This window comes from Youhaiella tibetensis (assembly GCF_008000755.1).
GTDB lineage: Bacteria > Pseudomonadota > Alphaproteobacteria > Rhizobiales > Devosiaceae > Paradevosia > Paradevosia tibetensis.
The window spans coordinates 3702119-3719497 of sequence record NZ_CP041690.1; the positions used below are offsets into that span (position 1 = coordinate 3702119).

Below are 17379 nucleotides of genomic sequence, written 5' to 3' on the forward strand. Positions count from 1 at the left end.
CGCAGGCACCGATGCCGTTCAGACTGGTGTCAGCTTGGGCGCCTAGGCAGGTGCGATTCTAGTGGGGCAAGATGCGCGTATTGCTGATCGAAGATGACCGGGACCTGGGCGGCGCCGTGCGCGACCACATCGCCGCCGAGGGCTACGCGGTCGACTGGGTGCGGTTCCTCGAGGAGGCGATCGACGCCACCCTCGGCACGGTCTACGACCTGGTGCTGCTCGACCTCAACCTGCCCGACGGCAAGGGTCTCGATTTTCTGCGGCGCCTGCGCAAGCGCGGCGACACGACGCCCGTCATCATCCTCACCGCCATGGACCAGGTCTCATCGCGTATCGAGGGCCTCAATGCCGGGGCCGACGACTATATCGTCAAGCCCTTCGACCTGAGCGAGTTGTCGGCACGCCTCGCCGCCGTCGCCCGGCGCTATTCGGGCAACCCCAACCCCCTGCTCGCCTTCGGCGAAATCGAGATCGACCAGGCCCATAAGCTAGTAACGGTGGGCGGCAAGCCCGTCGACATCACCGCCCGCGAATGGGCAATCCTCGAACGACTGGTGCGGCACCCGGGAATCGTGGTCTCCAAATCACAGATGGAAGAGACGCTCTACGAGTTCGGCGCCGAGATCGAAAGCAATACAGTGGAGGTCTATGTGAGCCGACTGCGCAAGAAACTCGGGCGCGACTTCATCCACACCGCCCGGGGCGTCGGCTACAGGATCGAACGCTGATGGGTGGCCGGCTCAGCCTCACCGCCCGCCTCGTGCTGACGCTCACGGTCGGCGCCACCGTGCTCTGGATCCTCGCCGCGGCGGTGACCGTCAATATCCTGCGCGAGGAGATAGACAGCGCCTTCGATACGGGCCTGCAGGAGACCGCCCAGCGCCTGCTGCCGCTGGCCATGCACGGCCTGCGCGAAGCGGCGCGCGAGGGGCATGGCGACGACGATGGCGGCGAAATCCCGCTGCTGCGCGAAGGGGGCAGCGAATATATCGTCTACCAGATTCGCGACGCCTCGGGCGCCCTGCTGCTGCGCTCGCACGATGCCCCCACCACCGCCCTTACCGAAACGGTGCAGCCGGGCTTCGCCACCTCCAACAACCTGCGCGTCTATACCGAAGGCACTCGCGACGGCACCTTCCTGATCCAGGTCGCCGAATCCCTCGACCATCGCCAGAAATCCCTGCTCGAAAGCGCCACCGCCCTTTTCCTGCCGCTGGCGCTCCTGATCCCGCTTTCGGCGCTCGGCATCGGCCTCGCCGTGCGACGCGGGCTCGCCCCGCTCCACGAACTGAGCCAGGAGGTGAGCACGCGTGGCGCCGCCAACCTCGCTCCGCTCGAGCCGCACGTGCTGCCGGTCGACCTGCGCCCCATCGCCGAGGCCACTGACCAGCTTATCGCCCGGCTGCGCTCCGCGCTCGAAGCCGAACGTGCCTTCGCCTCCAACAGCGCCCACGAATTGCGCACTCCCATCGCAGCCGCCCTGGCCCAGACTCAGCGGCTCATCGCCGAACTGGGCACCAACCCCGAGGCGGCGCGTGCCCGCCAGGTTGAGGACGCGCTCAAGCGCGTGGGCGAACTCTCCGAAAAGCTGCTGCAACTGGCACGCGCCGATGCCGGCATGGCCGCGAGCGCCGTCGAGAGCGATCTGATGGCGGCCGTCCGCCTGCTCTGCCGCGACAGCGCCAGCCGCGCCGGCACGCCCGAGCGCGTCATCCTCGAGGCACCCGCCGGAACGCAATTGCTCGCCCCCATCGATATCGACGCCTTCGGCATCGCCTTCCGCAACCTGCTCGACAACGCCATCGCTCATGGCAGCCCCGAGGAGCCGGTCAAGGTGAGCGTGGGCGAGAAATGGGTGGCGGTGACCAATGGCGGACCGGCCATAACGCCAGACGTGCTCGAGGCGCTCAAGCGCCGCTTCGTGCGCGGCCAGACCCACAGCAGCGGCTCGGGCCTGGGCCTGGCCATCGCCGAGACCATCATGGCGCAGGTGGGCGGGGAAGTGCGCCTCTCCTCGCCCGCCCCGGGGCGCCAGGACGGGTTCGAGGCGCGGCTGGTGTTTCCTAGGGCCTAGGCTGCCGGCTTGGCGGCAGCGTATTCGGCATCCTCGAAGAAGGTCTTGGCCTTGCCCCAGATGCCACGGGCCCACAGGTCCCCATGATCGGCACCCGGCTCGATCCAGAGATCGTATTTGTGCGGCACGATCTGATAGAGGCGCTCGCCATTTGTCACCCCGATCGTCTGGTCGGCGGTGCCGTGAGCGATGAAGACGGGCTCCTCGACCTTGGTGATCCATTCGTTGACCGGGAACTGATCATCCATCAGCAGCCCCACCGGCAGGTAGGGATAGCGCTCGAAGGCGACGTTGACTGCCGACAGGAACGGCGTTTCGAGCAACAGCGCGTCGGCCTCGCGCACGCTCGCCACATAGGTCGCCGGCCCGGTGCCGAGCGAGCGGCCCCAGATGACGATGGGGAAGCCCTTCTCCTTGACCCAGTCGAAGGCGTGGGTGGCGTCATCGAGGATATGCTGCTGGCTGATCTCCCCGGGCGAGAGCGGGAAGCCGCGGTAATCGAAGGCGAGAAAACCGTAACCGTCCGCCGTCCAGGCTTCGAAGCGCTCGTGCTCTTCCGAGAAGCTCCCCGAATTGCCCTTGTAGTAGATGATGATCGGCTTGCCCGGCGAAGGCGGCGCATACCAGCCGTGGACCACCGCGCCATCGGCGGTGGGAATGGTGACTTCCTCGGCTCCGCTGAGCTTGGTGTCGGCCAGCGCCGTGATCTCTCCGGTCGCCGTGTACTGGAGCGCCCGCTGGTTGAAATAGATGTATCCGAGAACCGCCACGTAGGCGACGACCACGACGGCAAGCAGCGCGATGGCTACGCGGCGGAACAACTTCACTGGGAGGCAACCTCAGGGTTGAGCAGTTCGGCGAAGACCTGCTGGAAGACTTCCTCGGGCTGGGCGCCGGACATGGCGAACTTTGCGTCGAACACGAAGAACGGCACGCCGCTGATGCCCTGGTGGGCAGCGGCAGCCGCAAGGCGCTCGGTGGTTTCGAGCTCGTGCGGATCGTTCATCAAGCGCAACGCCTCTTCGCGGTCAAAGCCATACTCAGCCGCGATATCGGCAAGAACGGCATCGTCATTGATCTGCCGGTGCTCCAGGAAATAGGCATCGGCGATCGCGTTGGCCAGAGAATGCTGAGTACCCAGCGATTTGGCAAGCCGGGTGATGGTGTGCGCCTTGGCCGTGCGGAACATGCGCGGCTGGCGCGACAAGTCGAGATCGACGCCGGACTTCTTCGCCTCGGCCTGCGGGCGCGCCCACATTTCCTGCGGGTCCCGGCCATACCGGGATTTGAGCATCTCCCCGACATCGACGCCATCGGCGGGAACATTGGGATCGAGGTAGAACGGGTGGTTCTCGACTTCGACCTCGACGTCCTCGGGCAGTGCGGCAATGGCCTTGTCCAGCCGCACCGAACCGATGAGGCACCAGGGGCATACGACGTCGGTGAAGATGTCGACCTTGAGCTTGCGCGCCATGAGTCGCAGTTCCTTTCAGTAACTTTGGCTCTGAAATGGCGCGAAGTGCAGGTGAATGCAAGCAGGCACCCGCAGGTGACCGGGATCTCCCGCCCTCAGCTGAAAGCGAGAACGGCGGCGATGATTACCCCGAGCAGCGCCAGGCGGGACACCCAGGCGGCAACATTGGCCGCTTGCCTCATGCCTTGGGCGCGAAAGCGGCCTCCGGCACCCATGGCGATGGCGACAATGACGACGAGCCCCATCTTGACCCAGAACCACACCCCGATGCCATCGACCCCACCATAGCGCAGCCACACCATGAGGATGCCGGTGAGAATGAGCACGCCAAATGCGGCGCGCGAATTGCGCCCGAGCAGTTGTGCAATGCCGCCGAAACGCTTGCCGACCTCGGGCCCTGCGCCCGCCAGCTCGCGTCCGACAATGGGCAGCGCCACCACCGAGCCGCCTGCCACCATCAGCGCCAATAAATGCGCCACCAGACAAATCTGAAACAACAAATCCATTTTCTTTGCGTCCTTCACGTTGAAAAGGCGAGCTTCTGGTACGACCTCAACTTAACTTGAGGTCAAGGGGGAAACCGGCATGGCGAGGGAATTGACGGTGGGCCAGGTGGCCGCGCGAAGCGGCGTCTCGGTCTCGGCGCTGCACTTTTACGAATCCAAGGGACTGATCCGCTCCAGCCGCACAGCCGGCAACCAGCGGCGCTACCGCCAGGACGTGTTGCGGCGCGTGGCGATCATCAAGGTCGCCCAGGAGGTGGGCATTCCGCTGGCCGAAGTGGGCCGCTCCTTCGCGGCGCTGCCCGAGGACCACATCCCCAATCGCAGCGATTGGACGGCGATTTCCACCGCCTGGGCGGCCGACCTCGACCGGCGGATCGCGCAGTTGAAGAAGCTGCGCAACGGCCTCAACGGCTGCATCGGCTGCGGGTGCCTATCCTTGGACCAATGCCAGTTGTGGAACCGCCACGACCGCCTGGGCGCCGCGGGGCCAGGCCCGCGCAGATTGATGGTGTGAAGGCGCTGGCCGCCCTTAGGCTAGGCCCGCCAACCTTGTTCCCTGCCCACAAGGGTGGGGAGACCACTACGAGGCCCCGCGAAGGATCCAGCCAGCCCTCGCAAACAAAAAAACGCCCGCCGGTTTCCCGGCGGGCGCTTCGATCTCGTTCGGCCCAGCTTAGTGGCCGAGTGCCTTGACGATTTCTTCGGTCACCTTCTTGGCGTCGCCGAAGAGCATCATGGTGTTGTCACGGAAGAAGAGCTCGTTCTGGACGCCGGCATAACCGGCGGCCATACCGCGCTTGATGAAGAGCACGGTCCCGGCATCTTCCACGTTCAAGACCGGCATGCCGTAGATCGGCGAGGACTTGTCGGTCTTGGCCGCCGGGTTGGTCACGTCGTTGGCGCCGATGACGAAGGCCACGTCGGCCTGCGCGAACTCGGAGTTGATGTCCTCGAGCTCGAACACCTCGTCATAGGGCACGTTGGCTTCGGCCAGCAGCACGTTCATGTGGCCCGGCATACGGCCGGCAACCGGGTGGATCGCGTACTTGACCTCGACACCGGCGGCCTTGAGCATGTCGGCCATTTCGCGCAGCGCATGCTGGGCCTGGGCGACGGCCATGCCATAGCCGGGCACGATGATGACCTTGCCGGCGTTCTTCATCAGGAACGCAGCGTCGTCGGCAGCGCCCTGCTTGACCGGACGGGTCTCTTCCTCGGTCGAGGCGGAAGCGGACGTATCCGCGCCGAACCCGCCCAGGATCACCGAGATGAACGAGCGGTTCATCGCCTTACACATGATGTAGGAGAGGATCGCACCCGACGAACCCACCAGGGCACCCGTGACGATGAGGGCGGTGTTGCCCAGGGTGAAGCCCACAGCGGCCGCGGCCCAACCCGAATAGGAGTTGAGCATGGAGACCACCACCGGCATGTCGGCGCCGCCGATCGGGATGATCATGAGACCGCCCAGCACCAGCGCCAGCACCGTGATCGCCCAGAAGTAGATCGGGTTGGCGGTGGCGACGAGCTGCCAGATCAGGAACACCAGCAGCAGGCCCAGCACGATATGGATGAGGTGCCGGCCCGGCAGCAGGATCGGCTTGCCCGACATGTTGCCGTTGAGCTTGGCGAAGGCGATGACCGAACCGGTGAAGGTGAAGGCACCCACGGCGACGCCGAGGGCCATTTCGACCAGGGCCTGGCCATGGATTTCGCCGACATGGCCGATGCCGAAGGCTTCCGGCGCATAGAGCGCGGCGGCTGCCACGAACACGGCGGCAAGACCGACCAGCGAGTGGAAGGCCGCCACGAGCTGGGGCATGTCCGTCATCTTGACGTTGCGGGCGAGGTAGGCGCCGATGCCGCCACCAATGGCGAGACCGGCGATGATGAGGGCCCAGGACACGAAGTCCGACGGGGCGGCAAGAGCCAGCGTGGTCAGGATGGCAATGGCCATGCCGATCATGCCGAACTGGTTGCCGCGGCGCGAGGAAGCGGGGCTGGAAAGGCCGCGCAGCGCCAGGATGAACAGCACGCCCGAGACCAGATAGAGGACGGCTGCGATATTGGCGTTGATCATCTAGGTCAGCCCTTCTTCTTGTACATTGCCAGCATGCGCTGGGTGACGAGGAACCCACCGAAGATGTTCACGCTCGCAAAGACGAGGGCGATGAACCCGAAGACCTTCGAAATCCAGCTCGCATCCGAAGCGAGCTGCACGCCGACGGCGAGAAGGGCGCCAACCACGATCACCGAGGAAATGGCGTTGGTCACGCTCATGAGCGGGGTGTGGAGAGCCGGAGTCACCGACCAGACCACGTAATAGCCCACGAAAATCGCGAGCACGAAGATCGAAAGCCGGAAGATGAAGGGGTCGATCGCCCCGCCGGTGGCAGCGCTCGCGGCAGCAGCGGCCGCATCGGCCACGTTTTGTGCGGTCTGTTCCATTTACTTGGTTTCCTTGGGCGTGGCCGACTTGGCCGTGCTGGACTTGGTCGCTGCGGGCTTGGCAGCGGCAGGCTTCTTGGCAGCCGGCTTCTTGGCCGGGGCCGCGGCGGCAGCGTCCGCCGGCTTGGCGGCCGCCTTTGGAGCGGCGGCCTTCCTGGCCGGAGCCGGCTTCGCCTCGGCGGGCGCGGCAGCCTCGGCCTTGACGGCCGGAGCCTTCTTGGCTGCGGGCTTGGCAGCGGCCTTCGCCGCCGGAGCAGCCTTTGCGGCACGGGCCTTGGCCGCCGGAGCGGCGTCTACCTTGATATTGGGGTGGACGACGGCGCCATCCTTGGTGAGTACGGTCGCCTTGACCAGCTCGTCGTCCCAGTTGACGGCAAGCGCCTTGGCCTTCTTGTCGATCAGCGTATCGAGGAAGGCCAGGAGGTTGCGGGCATAGAGCTGGCTGGCGCTGGTCGGGATACGGCCCTGCGCGTTGACGAGGCCGAGGATGGTGACCCCGTTATGGACCACGACCTTGTTGGGCTGGCTCAGCTCGACATTGCCACCACGCTCGGAGGCCATGTCGATGATGACCGAACCGGGAGCCATCGACTCGATCATCGCCTTGGTGATCAGGCGCGGCGCCGGACGGCCCGGGATAAGCGCGGTGGTGACCACGATGTCCTGCTTGGCGATGTGCTGGGCGGTGAGTTCGGCCTGCTTGGCCTGGTACTCGGCCGACATCGGCTTGGCGTAGCCGGTGGCGGTCTCGGCCTGCTTGAACTCATCGTCCTCGACGGCGATGAACTTGCCGCCCAGGGACTCGACCTGTTCCTTGGCTGCCGGACGTACGTCATTGGCCGAAACCACGGCGCCCAGGCGCTTGGCGGTGGCGATGGCCTGCAGGCCCGCCACACCGGCGCCCATCACGAACGCCTTGGCCGGACGCACAGTACCGGCGGCCGTCATCATCATCGGGATGGCGCGGTTGAACAGCGCCGCCGCCTCGATGACGGCCTGGTAGCCGGCCAGGTTCGCCTGGGAGGAAAGAATGTCCATCACCTGCGCGCGCGTGATGCGCGGCATGAATTCCATGGCCACGGTCGTCACCCCGGCCTTGGCCAGGGCGAGGATGTCGCCCTCGTTGCCATAGGGATCCATGCCGCCGATGACCAGGGCGCCCTTGGCGACGCCATTGAGCAGGGCAGCGGACGGACGGCGGACGGTCAGGACGATATCGGCGCCTTTGAGGGCGGCCTCGGCGGTGGCGGCGATTTCGGCGCCGGCGGCTTTGTACTCGGCGTCAGGAATGCTCGAAGCATCGCCCGCGCCCTTCTCGATGGCGACACTGGCGCCCAGCGCGATCAGCTTGCCCACCGTCTCGGGGGTTGCGGCGACGCGCGTCTCCCCGTCGGTGCGTTCGCGCACGACTGCAATTTTCATGGGATTTACCTCAATGGACCCCGGCACCGCGACTGCGGTGCCGATGCTCTTTCAAACACGAAAGGACGCGAGTCGGCGCTGACAGCGCTCCCCCCTCTGCCCAAACCCGTCAAGGGACAATACAAAAAAAGTGGCCCGGCACAAGGCCGGGCCATTGATACTTTTGCCGCAGTATAGCGTCAGCGTCGGCGCGCCAGGATATTGACCAGCGGCGGAGCGATGATTGCCGCGAAGATCAAAACGCCACCGAAAAGCGGCTGACCGCCCTGGATGATGAAGAACAGGCCCACCATCAGGATCACAAGACCCAGGATCGACAGCTTCAACAGCTCGACAAAGCCGTGGTAAGTACGCTCGTGCTCAGCGTAATCCATTGCGGGGATGTCGGACGGGGCGCCGGCAGTGACGGGTTTCTTGGCCATCGGTTTCCTCAAACAGGCTCGATCAAAATACGTTAGTTGGGGTCCGTCGCCTCGAGCTCGTCGATGAGCCTTTCGATCATCGAAAGCCCCAGCGACCAAAACTTGGGATCCTTGGCATCCAGGCCGAACGGCGCGAGCAGTTCGGAATGATGCTTGGAGCCCCCAGCCTTGAGCAGCTCGAAATAGCGCTCGGCAAACCCCTCGCTGGACTTCTCATACTGTGCGTAGAGCGAGTTCACAAGGCAGTCCCCGAATGCATAGGCATAGACGTAGAAGGGGGAGTGGATGAAATGGGGGATATAGGCCCAGAAGATGTCGTATCCTTCATTGAGAAGGATGCCGTCCCCAAGGCTCTCGCGGCTGACTTCGAGCCACATTTCATTGATTTCATCGGTCCTTAGCTCGCCCTGTCGCCGGGCGGTGTGGACCTTGCGCTCGAAGGTGTAAAAGGCAATTTGCCGCACCACGGTGTTGAGCATGTCCTCCACCTTGGAGGAGAGCAGCGCGAACCGGTGGCGCGGATCGGTGGTCGCATCGAGCAGCGAGCGGAAGGTGAGCATCTCGCCGAAAACCGAGGCGGTTTCAGCGAGCGTGAGCGGGGTCGGTGCCATCAGCGCCCCCTGCGGAGCCGCCAGCCGCTGGTGCACGCCGTGCCCGAGTTCGTGGGCCAGCGTCATCACGTCCCGGGCGCGTCCGAGATAGTTGAGCATGAGATAGGGGTGGGCGCTGGGCACGGTCGGATGCGCGAAGGCACCGGGCGCCTTGCCGTCCTTGACCGGCGCATCGATCCAACCGCTCTCGAAGAACGGCTGGGCTACCTCGACCAGCTTGGGCGAGAACTTCCCATAGGCTTCCAACACGGTGGTCTTGGCCGTCTCCCAATCGAAGATGCGGTCATCGGCATTGGGGAGCGGCGCGTTGCGGTCCCAGGAATTGAGCTTGTCCTTGCCGAACCAGCGGGCCTTCATCTTGTAGTAGCGGTGCGACAGCCGCGGATAGGCCTCGCGCACCGCCTTTTCGAGCGCGTCGACCACTTCGCGCTCCACCGAATTGGCCAGGTGCCGGCTATCGGCGATGTCCTGGTAGCCGCGCCAGCGGTCCGAGATTTCCTTGTCCTTGGCCAGCACGTTGGTGATGTGGGTGAAGAGCCGCTCGTTCTGGTGAAGGGTCCTGGAAAGCGCGTTAAAGGCCGCCTCGCGCTTCTTCTCGTCCTTCTCGGAAAGCAGGTGCAGCGTGGCTTCCAGCCCCAGCGTCTCGCCGTCGACCTCGAACTTGAGGCTGGCCATCGTCTCGTCGAACAGGCGGTTCCACGCCGAGAACGCAGTGACCGACTTGTCGTGGAACACTTCCTCGACCCGGTCCTCGAGCTGGTAGGGCTTGGCCTTGCGCAGTTCGGCGAACCACGGGCGGTAATGGGCCAGGTTCGCATCCTTGGCGAACGCGGCCTCGAGCACACCATCCTCGATCCGGTTGAGCTCGAGTTCGAAGAACAGCACGCGCGTCGAGAGCGTAGTGAGGGCCTCGTTCATGTCGCCCAGGAACTTGGCGCGATCGGGGTCCTGGGTGTTCTGCGCATATTGCAGGAACGCGAACGAGCCGATGCGGCCCGAAAGGTCGGCCAGCGCCTCGCTGCGCTTGACCGCTTCGACCAGGCCACCATTGCGCGCGAGCTCGTCGAGCTTGCCCTTGTAGGCGGCCTCGAAGGCTTCGGCCTCGCGGCGGGCCTTGTCGAGGTCGGACTTGAGCTCCTGGGACTCGCGCCCCGGATAGAGATCGGTGAGGTCCCATTCGGGCATCGCGCCGAGCTGGTTGTGACCCTTCTGGCTCGTGGCTTCGGTGGCGCGCGGCAGATCGGTCATGGCAAGTCTCCGAGAAAGGCAATCGAGGCGCGGACCTTACCGAGCCGCCGCCGCGCTGCCAAGCGCCCGCTCGCCGCCCCGCAACGTGATTAAAGCCCTCTTAACTCCCCCACCCTAACCTGCACCAAAACGGCACAGCGCGATTCGAGCGCGCTGGCCAGGCAAGGATTTGCATGACGCGCGTTCTGATAGTTGATGACGATCCGGTGCAGTTGCGCCTAACGTCCGAAGTGGCCAAGCGGGCCGGTTTCACCCCCCTCACCGCCACCGGCGGCAAGGAGGCGCTGGCGCTGCTGCGCGAAGATTCCGGTATCGGGGCGATGGTGCTGGACCTGGTCATGCCCGATCTCGACGGCATGGCGGTGATGGAAGCCATGAAGCGAGACGGCCTGACGACGCCAGTGATCGTGCAGACCGCCAGCTCCTCGCTCGAAACCGTGGTAACCGCCATGCGCCAGGGCGCGGCGGATTTCTTCGTCAAACCTGTGGCCCCCGAGCGCCTCATCATCTCGCTGCGCAATGCCCTGAAGCTCGATGCGCTCGAAACCCTGGTGCGCACCGAGCGCTCGAGGCGCGCCGGCACCTTCTCGGTCTCCGATATCGTCACCCGCAGTCCCGCCATGGACCGGGTGATCGGGCTCATCCGCAAGGCCGCCAAGAGCACCATTCCCGTGCTGATCGAGGGCGAGACAGGAACCGGCAAGGAACTGGTGGCGCGCGCCATCCAGGGCATGAGCGACCGCGCCGGCAAACCTTTCGTCACCGTCAATTGCGGGGCGATCCCGCCCAACCTCGTCGAATCCACCCTTTTCGGCCACCGCAAGGGCGCCTTCACCGGCGCCACCGCCGACCACGAGGGCAAGTTCGCCGAAGCCCATGGCGGCACCCTGTTTCTCGATGAAGTGGGCGAATTGCCGCTCGATACGCAGGTGAGGCTCCTGCGCGCCATCCAGCACGGGGAGATCGAGCCCGTCGGCGCGAGCAAGGCCGAGAAGGTCAATGTGCGCGTGATCTCCGCGACCAACCGGCGCCTGCTGAACCTGGCCAAGACCGGCGCCTTCCGCGAAGACCTCTTCTACCGGCTCAACGTCTTCCCGATCTACGTGCCGCCCCTGCGCGAGCGGCCCGAGGATGTCCAGGCGCTGGTTGCCCATTTCATCGCGCGGCTTGCCGCCGAAGCCGGGCGGCGCGTGGTGGGCATCAGTCCGCCGGCGCTCGACCTGCTGCAGCGCTATGACTGGCCGGGCAATATCCGCCAGCTCGAAAACGCGGTCTACCGCGCCATCGTGCTCTCGGACGGTGCCTACCTCGAAACCCCCGATTTTCCGCAGATCGTGGCACAGACGGCCGGGCGCGAACAGGCGGCACGCGCCGCCATCGCCTCCCCGGTACCACCCGCCCCCATTCATATCGACCAGGCCCCCGCTCCGCGCCCGGCCGAACCGCCGGTCGGCGCCGCTGCCGACCGTTTCCTGGGCGAGGACGGCGAAGTTGCCGCCATGGCCGACGTCGAGCGCGCCCTCATCGTCTTCGCCCTCCAGCATTATTCCGGCCGCATGTCGCGCGTGGCCCGAGCCCTCGGCATCGGCCGGTCGACGCTTTATCGTAAGCTCAAGGACTATGGGTTGGAGGGAGAGGCCGAGAGCGACGCGGCCTAAGGCCAGGCTTTCCGCCGACGCGCGTGCCCTGTCGCGCCCCCGAAGTTCGCACCACCCTTCCCCGGCCGCAGAGCCGGGGCACATGGATGGCTCCCGCTGGTGAGAGGCGCAACAGGCCCGGTCTTAGCCGGGAATGCGCAATGGTGAAGGTGGGTTCACGCGAGGAACGGCCCTAGCGCTTTTCGCTCCAAGCCTCGAGCAGCGCCTTGAGGGTAAGGAGGTCCGTGTGCACCCATTCGACTTCGGATTCGAGTTGCTGGTCGCTCACTCCGGGTCGCTGGAAATAGGTGAACTGCAGGTCGCATCCGGACTGGTTGGCGAAGACGCGCAGCGGCACCAGCAGCGGCTCTTCGCCCGGACGGCTCACCTCGTAGTCGAGGACACCGAACTCGTTGCGCGGGCAGAAGCGGATGGTCAGCGGCCCGCGCGGATCAAGCGGCGCTGCCGCAGTCCACGCGCGCTCGCCCACCGGCTTGAAGGTCGGCCCGAGGGCCGGGGTCCAGCTGGGCATGTTCGCCGGCTCACTGAGATAGGCATACACATCCGCCACCGGCCGGTCGATCGATACCGTAATCGTCCTGCTTTTGAGCATTCTTTGCCTCCCGCGTCAGCTAAGTGGCGGGAGAATATTAAGAAGGGCGGCCGGCAAATGTCTAAAATTATAATAAAAAGGCCCGCTTTCGCGGGCCCTTCGTAGTCTGCAACCTGGGACGGCGCTTAGCCCTGGCGGGCCTTGTAGCGCTTGTCGACCTTGTTGATGATGTAGACACGGCCGCGGCGGCGGACGAGCTTGTTGGCGCGGTGGCGACCCATCAGCGCCTTGAGCGAATTGGCGACTTTCATCTTTTGACCTCGATCATACGAAAAAGAGGCGCCAAGCGCCCTTTGAGTTGGGCGTTTACATAGGGGCTTTGGTTTTGCCTGTCAACGCGCCAGCGCCGGTTTTGCGTCACAACGCGCCGTTAACCGGCGGGATAGCTTCGTGCGTTAGGATCGGGGGTTCTACTACCTGAAAAGTGGACACCCAAGAGATCGCGTATGGCCTCCCCCGATTTAGCCGACCTTTCCGTGCTCGTGGCCGAATCCAACATGCAGATGGCTGACCTGGTCAGCCAGATGCTGCGCGGATTGGGCGTGCGCAAGATCCAGGTCGCCACCGACGCCGTTGCCGCATCGAGCATCCTGCGCCGGGGCGGCATCGACGTGCTCATGATCGATGACGCCCTTTCGGGCCTCAACGGCACCACCTTCACCCGCCGCCTCCGGCGGAGCGACGACGAGAATAGCCGCCATGTGGCGGTCTTGATGATGTCGTCCCAGCCCAGCGCCGCTTCCATCACCCTGGCGCGCGACGCGGGCATCACAGAGTTCCTGCGCCGCCCGTTCTCGGCGGCCCAGATCGGAGAAAAGCTCGGCGCGATCGTTTCGGCGCCGCGCCCTTTCATCGACACCGCAGGCTACGCCGGCCCCGATCGCCGCCGCCGGAAGGCCGGCGTCGGTGGGGACGAACGCCGGAGCCTCTGAGGCAAGGGCATTGCTCCTTGCTTAAGTCGTGCCCCTTCTGTCCCTCCCCGCAAAGGGGAGGAGGCAAGGGGTTGAAGCTGGCCGCACCGAGGCTAGACCGCGGGAATCGGCTCTTCGAGGTCGAGGTCGCGCCAGCGATGGCAGGCCACCAGTCGGTCGCCCGCCAGCACTTCGAGCGCTGGGCGCACTTCGGCGCAGATCGGCTTGGCAAAACGGCAGCGCGTCCGGAAGGTGCAACCCGAGGGCGGGTTGATCGGAGAAGGAATCTCCCCGCGCAGCGCGTCGATATTGCGCTCGCGCGCCAGCCGCGGATCGGGAATCGGCACCGCCGTGAGCAGGGCCCGCGTGTAGGGATGCTTGGGGTCGGTATAGATGTCGTCCCCGCCCGCCAGTTCCACGATACGACCGAGGTAAAGCACCAGGATTCGGTCCGACACGTGCCGCACCACCGAAAGGTTGTGCGAGATGAACACCAGCGTCAGCCCGAACTCGTCCTTGAGCTCGGTGAGGAGGTTGAGGATCTGCGCCTGGATCGAGACGTCGAGGGCCGATACCGGCTCGTCGCACACGATGAGCTTGGGCTCGGTTATCAGCGCCCGGGCGATGCCGATGCGCTGCGCCTGGCCGCCCGAAAATTCGTGCGGATAGCGGTTGATCATCTCGGGGAGCAGGCCCACGGCCTCCATCATCTTGATGACCTTGGCCCGCCGCCCGGCCTTGTCGAGCTCGGGCATCAGCGTGCGCAGGGGGTCGCCGATGATCTCGCCCACGGTCATACGCGGATTGAGCGAGGCCAGCGGATCCTGGAAGATGATCTGGAGGTCCCGCCGCTTGCGGCGCATTTCCTCGTCCGGCAGCTTGGTCAGATCCTGGCCCAGCCAAAGCACCTTGCCCTGGTCGGGCGAGAGCAGTTGCAGGATGCAGCGGCCCAGCGTCGACTTGCCGCTGCCGCTTTCCCCCACGATACCCAGCGTCTCGCCCTTCTTGACCGAGAACGAGATGTCCTCGAGCGCAGTAAGCGTCAGCGGGCGGCCGAACAGGCCATTGGCGATGGAAAAGGTCTTCTTGAGACCATCGATGCGCAGGAGTTCGGTCATGCGACGTGCTCCGATACCCGTAGTGGCCCCTGGTAGAAGCAGGCGCGCTCGCGCCCGCCCTCATCGGCCACCAGAGGCGGCCGGCGTTCGAGGCATTCGGCGAAGCGGAACGAGCAGCGCGGATTGAAGGCACAGCCCTTGGGCAGATGCTCCAGGCTCGGCGGCAGCCCCTCGATGGGGCTGAGCTTGTGCGTACGGCGCTCGATGTGCGGCGTCGAGGCGAGGAGGCCGAACGTGTAGGGATGGCGCGGATCGTAGAACAACGTTTCGGTATCGCCCTTCTCGATGCAGCGCCCGCCATACATCACCATCACCTTGTCAGCCACGCCCGCCACCACGCCCAGATCGTGCGTGATGAGGACGAGGGCGGTGCCGAACTCGCTGGTGAGGTTGCTGAAGAGCTCGAGCATCTGGGCCTGGACGGTGACGTCGAGCGCCGTCGTCGGCTCGTCCGCGATCAGGATCTTGGGCTTGCACAGGAGCGCCATGGCGATCATGACGCGCTGACGCATGCCGCCCGAAAGCGCGTGTGGGTAGGCCTCGGCCCGCTTGGCCGGTTCGGGAATGCCGACACGTTCAAGCATTTCGATGGCGGCTCGCACCGCCTTGCCCTTGTCGTACCCCTGATGCTTGACCAGCACCTCGGCGAGCTGCGTCTTGATCTTGAGGCTCGGATTGAGCGAGGTCATCGGATCTTGGAAGATCATGGCGATGTCACGCCCGCGATAGACGTCGAGCTGGTCTGGGGAGAGCCCGACCAAGTTGACGTCCCCGAGCATGGCCTTGCCGCTGGCGCGGCCATTCTTGGCCAGCAGTCCCATGATCGAGAGGAACGCCTGGCTCTTGCCCGATCCGCTTTCGCCCACCACGGCGAGAGTCTCGCCCTGGTGGAGGGTGAAGTTGAGATCGGAAACGGCGGTCACTTCGCTCTCGTGGAGGGCGAACTTGACCGAGAGGTCTTGGACCTTGAGTACCTCTGTCATCATCTGTCCTTTGGATCGAGCGCGTCGCGCAGGCCGTCGCCGAGATAGGAGAGGCAGAGCAGCATGAGCACGAGGAAGATGGCCGGCGAGAACAGCATCCACGGGAGCTGCTCGACGACCGGTGCGCCGAAGGAAATGAGCGTGCCGAGCGAGGTCAGCGGCTCCTGAACGCCAAGCCCGAGATAGGAGAGGAAGCTCTCGGTGATGATTATCTCGGGAATGGTGAGGGTGGCGTAGATGACCACGGGGCCGGTGAGATTGGGCACGATGTGGCGCATGATGATGGTGAAGGGCTTGGCACCCCCTGCCCGAGCCGCCTCGACGAACTCGCGCTCCTTGAGCGAGAGCGTCTGGCCACGCACGATGCGGGCCATGGTCAGCCACTCGAGACACCCGATTCCCACGAAGAGCAGGATCGGATTGCGCCCGAACATCACCACTAGGATGATGACGAAGAGGATGTAGGGCAGCGCGTACATGATATCGACGAAGCGCATCATGATCGTGTCGATGCGACCGCCGAAATAGCCCGCGATTGCCCCGTAAACGATGCCGATCACCACCGAGACGAACGTGGCTACGAACGCCACGATCAGTGACATCTGCGTGCCCTGGAGCGTGCGCGCCAGCATGTCGCGCCCGTTCTGGTCGGTGCCGAAATAATGGCCCTTGGAGAAATCGGGCGGCTTGCGGATGGCAGACCAGTCGATCTCGTCGAGCTTCCAGGGCAGGAAGAACGGCCCGATGAAGGCGATGAGCACGATCGCGGCTAGGATGAAGATCGAGGCGACGGCAGCCTTATTGGCGTAGAGCCGGCGCAGCGCGTCCTGGGTCAGCGAGCGCCCCTTGGGCGCGTCGGTCGCCAGGGCCGCGGCGTAGTCGGTGAGGACGGCGTCCTTTCCAGTAATCCCGGCCATCAGCGGTACCTCACCTTGGGATCGAGCCATGCATAGACGATGTCGACGATCAGATTCAGCACCAGGATGATGAACATGTAGAGGATCGTCGTGCCCAGGACCAAGCCGTAGTCACGGTTGAGGGCGGCGGTGATGAAGTACTTGCCGATACCGGGCAGCGCGAACACCTGCTCGACAACGAGCGAGCCGGTGAGGAGATAGGAAAGGCCGGGCCCGAGATAGGAGACCACCGGCAGCAGCGCCGGCTTGATGGCGTGCCGCGCCAGGATCAGCCGCGTACCCAGCCCCTTGGAGCGGGCCGTGCGCACATAATTGGTGCCCAGCACCTCGATCATGGACCCGCGCATGAGGCGCGCGACGCGCCCGCCATGGGGCAGAACCAGGATGGTGATGGGCAGCACCATGTGGATCCAAGACCCGGGCACATAGCCGCCGGCCGGCAACCAGCGCAGATAGACCCCGAACAGGAGCTGCAGCAGGTTCGCCATGAGGAAATTGGGAATGATGAGGCCGATCAGCACCACGAAGACCAGCACGTAGTCGGGCCACCTGTTCTGGTAGAGCGCCGCCAGGGCGCCGGCGACCAGGCCGAGGACCGTGCCGATGATGAAGGCCGAAAAGCCCAGCGTCAGCGTGAAGGGCAGGCCGATCAGCATGAGCTGGCTGACCGAGAAATCCGTCATCACCATCGAGGGACCGAGGTCGCCGCGGAACACCCCCATCACGTAGATGAAGTACTGGACGATCAGGGGCTGGTCGAGGTGATAGAAGGCCCGCAGGTTCTTGAGCACATCGGGCGGAAGCGCGCGTTCGCCGTCGAACGGGCCACCCGGGGCAAGCCGGAGAATGAAAAAGCAGAGAGTGATGGCGATGAGCACGACGGGAATAGCCGACGCGACACGCCGCAGGGCGTAACCGAACATCTGTCCGTATCCTTGGTTTGCCGCCGCGCAGCCCTCCGCGAGGGGAGGGCCACTTGGCAGTAGCGGGAGCCG

19 protein-coding genes are annotated in these 17379 nt (G+C 65.0%); 5 read left to right on the forward strand and 14 right to left on the reverse strand.

Features of this window, described 5'->3' with window-relative positions; all coding sequences use genetic code 11:
- Positions 1-71 precede the first annotated feature (71 nt).
- Together FNA67_RS18150 and FNA67_RS18155 are read left to right on the forward strand one after the other, a co-directional pair.
- The gene (locus FNA67_RS18150; RefSeq protein WP_049706476.1) at positions 72-728 is read left to right on the forward strand and encodes a response regulator transcription factor; all 657 of its coding nucleotides are present in this window, start codon (positions 72-74) and stop codon (positions 726-728) included.
- Positions 728-2074 carry an ATP-binding protein gene (locus FNA67_RS18155; protein WP_147657407.1) on the forward strand — a complete coding sequence of 449 codons (1347 nt, stop codon included), beginning with the start codon at positions 728-730 and terminating at the stop codon, positions 2072-2074. Before FNA67_RS18150 ends, FNA67_RS18155 begins: the two co-directional genes overlap by 1 nt.
- Here FNA67_RS18155 and FNA67_RS18160 read toward each other — a convergent pair.
- The 3 genes from FNA67_RS18160 to FNA67_RS18170 all read right to left on the reverse strand — a co-directional run bounded on the left by FNA67_RS18160 (position 2071) and on the right by FNA67_RS18170 (position 4054).
- Positions 2071-2901: an alpha/beta hydrolase gene (locus FNA67_RS18160; protein ID WP_147657409.1), complete on the reverse strand. Its 831-nt coding sequence runs from the start codon at positions 2899-2901 to the stop codon at positions 2071-2073. The genes FNA67_RS18155 and FNA67_RS18160 overlap by 4 nt on opposite strands.
- Positions 2898-3548 carry a DsbA family oxidoreductase gene (locus tag FNA67_RS18165; protein ID WP_147657412.1) on the reverse strand — a complete coding sequence of 217 codons (651 nt, stop codon included), beginning with the start codon at positions 3546-3548 and terminating at the stop codon, positions 2898-2900. The genes FNA67_RS18160 and FNA67_RS18165 overlap by 4 nt, the downstream gene beginning before the upstream one ends.
- 95 nt (positions 3549-3643) lie before the next feature.
- Entirely contained in the window at positions 3644-4054 is a 411-nt protein-coding gene (locus FNA67_RS18170) for a hypothetical protein (RefSeq protein ID WP_147657414.1), read from the reverse strand.
- 79 nt (positions 4055-4133) lie between these two features.
- Between FNA67_RS18170 and soxR the strand changes: the two genes are divergently transcribed.
- On the forward strand, positions 4134-4568 hold the full coding sequence (gene soxR / locus FNA67_RS18175) for a redox-sensitive transcriptional activator SoxR (protein ID WP_147657416.1): 435 nt from the start codon (positions 4134-4136) through the stop codon (positions 4566-4568).
- Between the two features lie 159 nt (positions 4569-4727).
- Here soxR and FNA67_RS18180 read toward each other — a convergent pair whose 3' ends face one another.
- From FNA67_RS18180 to FNA67_RS18200, 5 genes are all read right to left on the reverse strand, one after another.
- The gene (locus FNA67_RS18180) at positions 4728-6131 is read right to left on the reverse strand and encodes an NAD(P)(+) transhydrogenase (Re/Si-specific) subunit beta (protein ID WP_147658240.1); all 1404 of its coding nucleotides are present in this window, start codon (positions 6129-6131) and stop codon (positions 4728-4730) included.
- A gap of 8 nt (positions 6132-6139) precedes the next feature.
- A complete protein-coding gene (locus FNA67_RS18185; protein WP_035035626.1) occupies positions 6140-6502 on the reverse strand; it encodes a proton-translocating transhydrogenase family protein in 363 nt (120 codons plus the stop codon).
- A complete protein-coding gene (locus FNA67_RS18190; RefSeq protein WP_147657418.1) occupies positions 6503-7924 on the reverse strand; it encodes a Re/Si-specific NAD(P)(+) transhydrogenase subunit alpha in 1422 nt (473 codons plus the stop codon).
- A 179-nt stretch (positions 7925-8103) separates the two neighbouring features.
- On the reverse strand, positions 8104-8346 hold the full coding sequence (locus FNA67_RS18195) for an aa3-type cytochrome c oxidase subunit IV (RefSeq protein WP_049706483.1): 243 nt from the start codon (positions 8344-8346) through the stop codon (positions 8104-8106).
- A gap of 32 nt (positions 8347-8378) precedes the next feature.
- Positions 8379-10205: a M3 family oligoendopeptidase gene (locus FNA67_RS18200; RefSeq protein WP_244616387.1), complete on the reverse strand. Its 1827-nt coding sequence runs from the start codon at positions 10203-10205 to the stop codon at positions 8379-8381.
- Positions 10206-10378: 173 nt separating this feature from the next.
- On the opposite strand from FNA67_RS18200, the gene FNA67_RS18205 reads away from it, so the two are divergent.
- On the forward strand, positions 10379-11863 hold the full coding sequence (locus tag FNA67_RS18205) for a sigma-54-dependent transcriptional regulator (RefSeq protein WP_147657420.1): 1485 nt from the start codon (positions 10379-10381) through the stop codon (positions 11861-11863).
- 172 nt (positions 11864-12035) lie between these two features.
- Here FNA67_RS18205 and FNA67_RS18210 read toward each other — a convergent pair whose 3' ends face one another.
- Together FNA67_RS18210 and ykgO are read right to left on the reverse strand one after the other, a co-directional pair.
- Positions 12036-12455 carry an SRPBCC family protein gene (locus tag FNA67_RS18210; protein WP_147657422.1) on the reverse strand — a complete coding sequence of 140 codons (420 nt, stop codon included), beginning with the start codon at positions 12453-12455 and terminating at the stop codon, positions 12036-12038.
- A gap of 125 nt (positions 12456-12580) precedes the next feature.
- A complete protein-coding gene (gene ykgO / locus FNA67_RS18215) occupies positions 12581-12706 on the reverse strand; it encodes a type B 50S ribosomal protein L36 (RefSeq protein ID WP_035035608.1) in 126 nt (41 codons plus the stop codon).
- A gap of 195 nt (positions 12707-12901) precedes the next feature.
- On the opposite strand from ykgO, the gene FNA67_RS18220 reads away from it, so the two are divergent.
- Positions 12902-13387 carry a response regulator gene (locus FNA67_RS18220; RefSeq protein WP_147657425.1) on the forward strand — a complete coding sequence of 162 codons (486 nt, stop codon included), beginning with the start codon at positions 12902-12904 and terminating at the stop codon, positions 13385-13387.
- Between the two features lie 92 nt (positions 13388-13479).
- On the opposite strand, the gene FNA67_RS18225 is transcribed toward FNA67_RS18220, so the two are convergent.
- The 4 genes from FNA67_RS18225 to FNA67_RS18240 are packed head-to-tail and all read right to left on the reverse strand — an operon-like array spanning position 13480 to position 17307.
- Positions 13480-14484, reverse strand: coding sequence for an ABC transporter ATP-binding protein (locus FNA67_RS18225; RefSeq protein WP_049706488.1), 1005 nt, complete (start codon positions 14482-14484; stop codon positions 13480-13482).
- Positions 14481-15467: an ABC transporter ATP-binding protein gene (locus FNA67_RS18230; RefSeq protein WP_049706489.1), complete on the reverse strand. Its 987-nt coding sequence runs from the start codon at positions 15465-15467 to the stop codon at positions 14481-14483. Before FNA67_RS18230 ends, FNA67_RS18225 begins: the two co-directional genes overlap by 4 nt.
- Positions 15467-16384: an ABC transporter permease gene (locus FNA67_RS18235; RefSeq protein WP_082202236.1), complete on the reverse strand. Its 918-nt coding sequence runs from the start codon at positions 16382-16384 to the stop codon at positions 15467-15469. The genes FNA67_RS18230 and FNA67_RS18235 overlap by 1 nt, the downstream gene beginning before the upstream one ends.
- Positions 16384-17307 (reverse strand): ABC transporter permease, encoded by a 924-nt coding sequence (locus FNA67_RS18240; RefSeq protein WP_049706490.1) that lies wholly within the window; start codon positions 17305-17307, stop codon positions 16384-16386. Before FNA67_RS18240 ends, FNA67_RS18235 begins: the two co-directional genes overlap by 1 nt.
- Between the last annotated feature and the right edge of the window lie 72 nt (positions 17308-17379).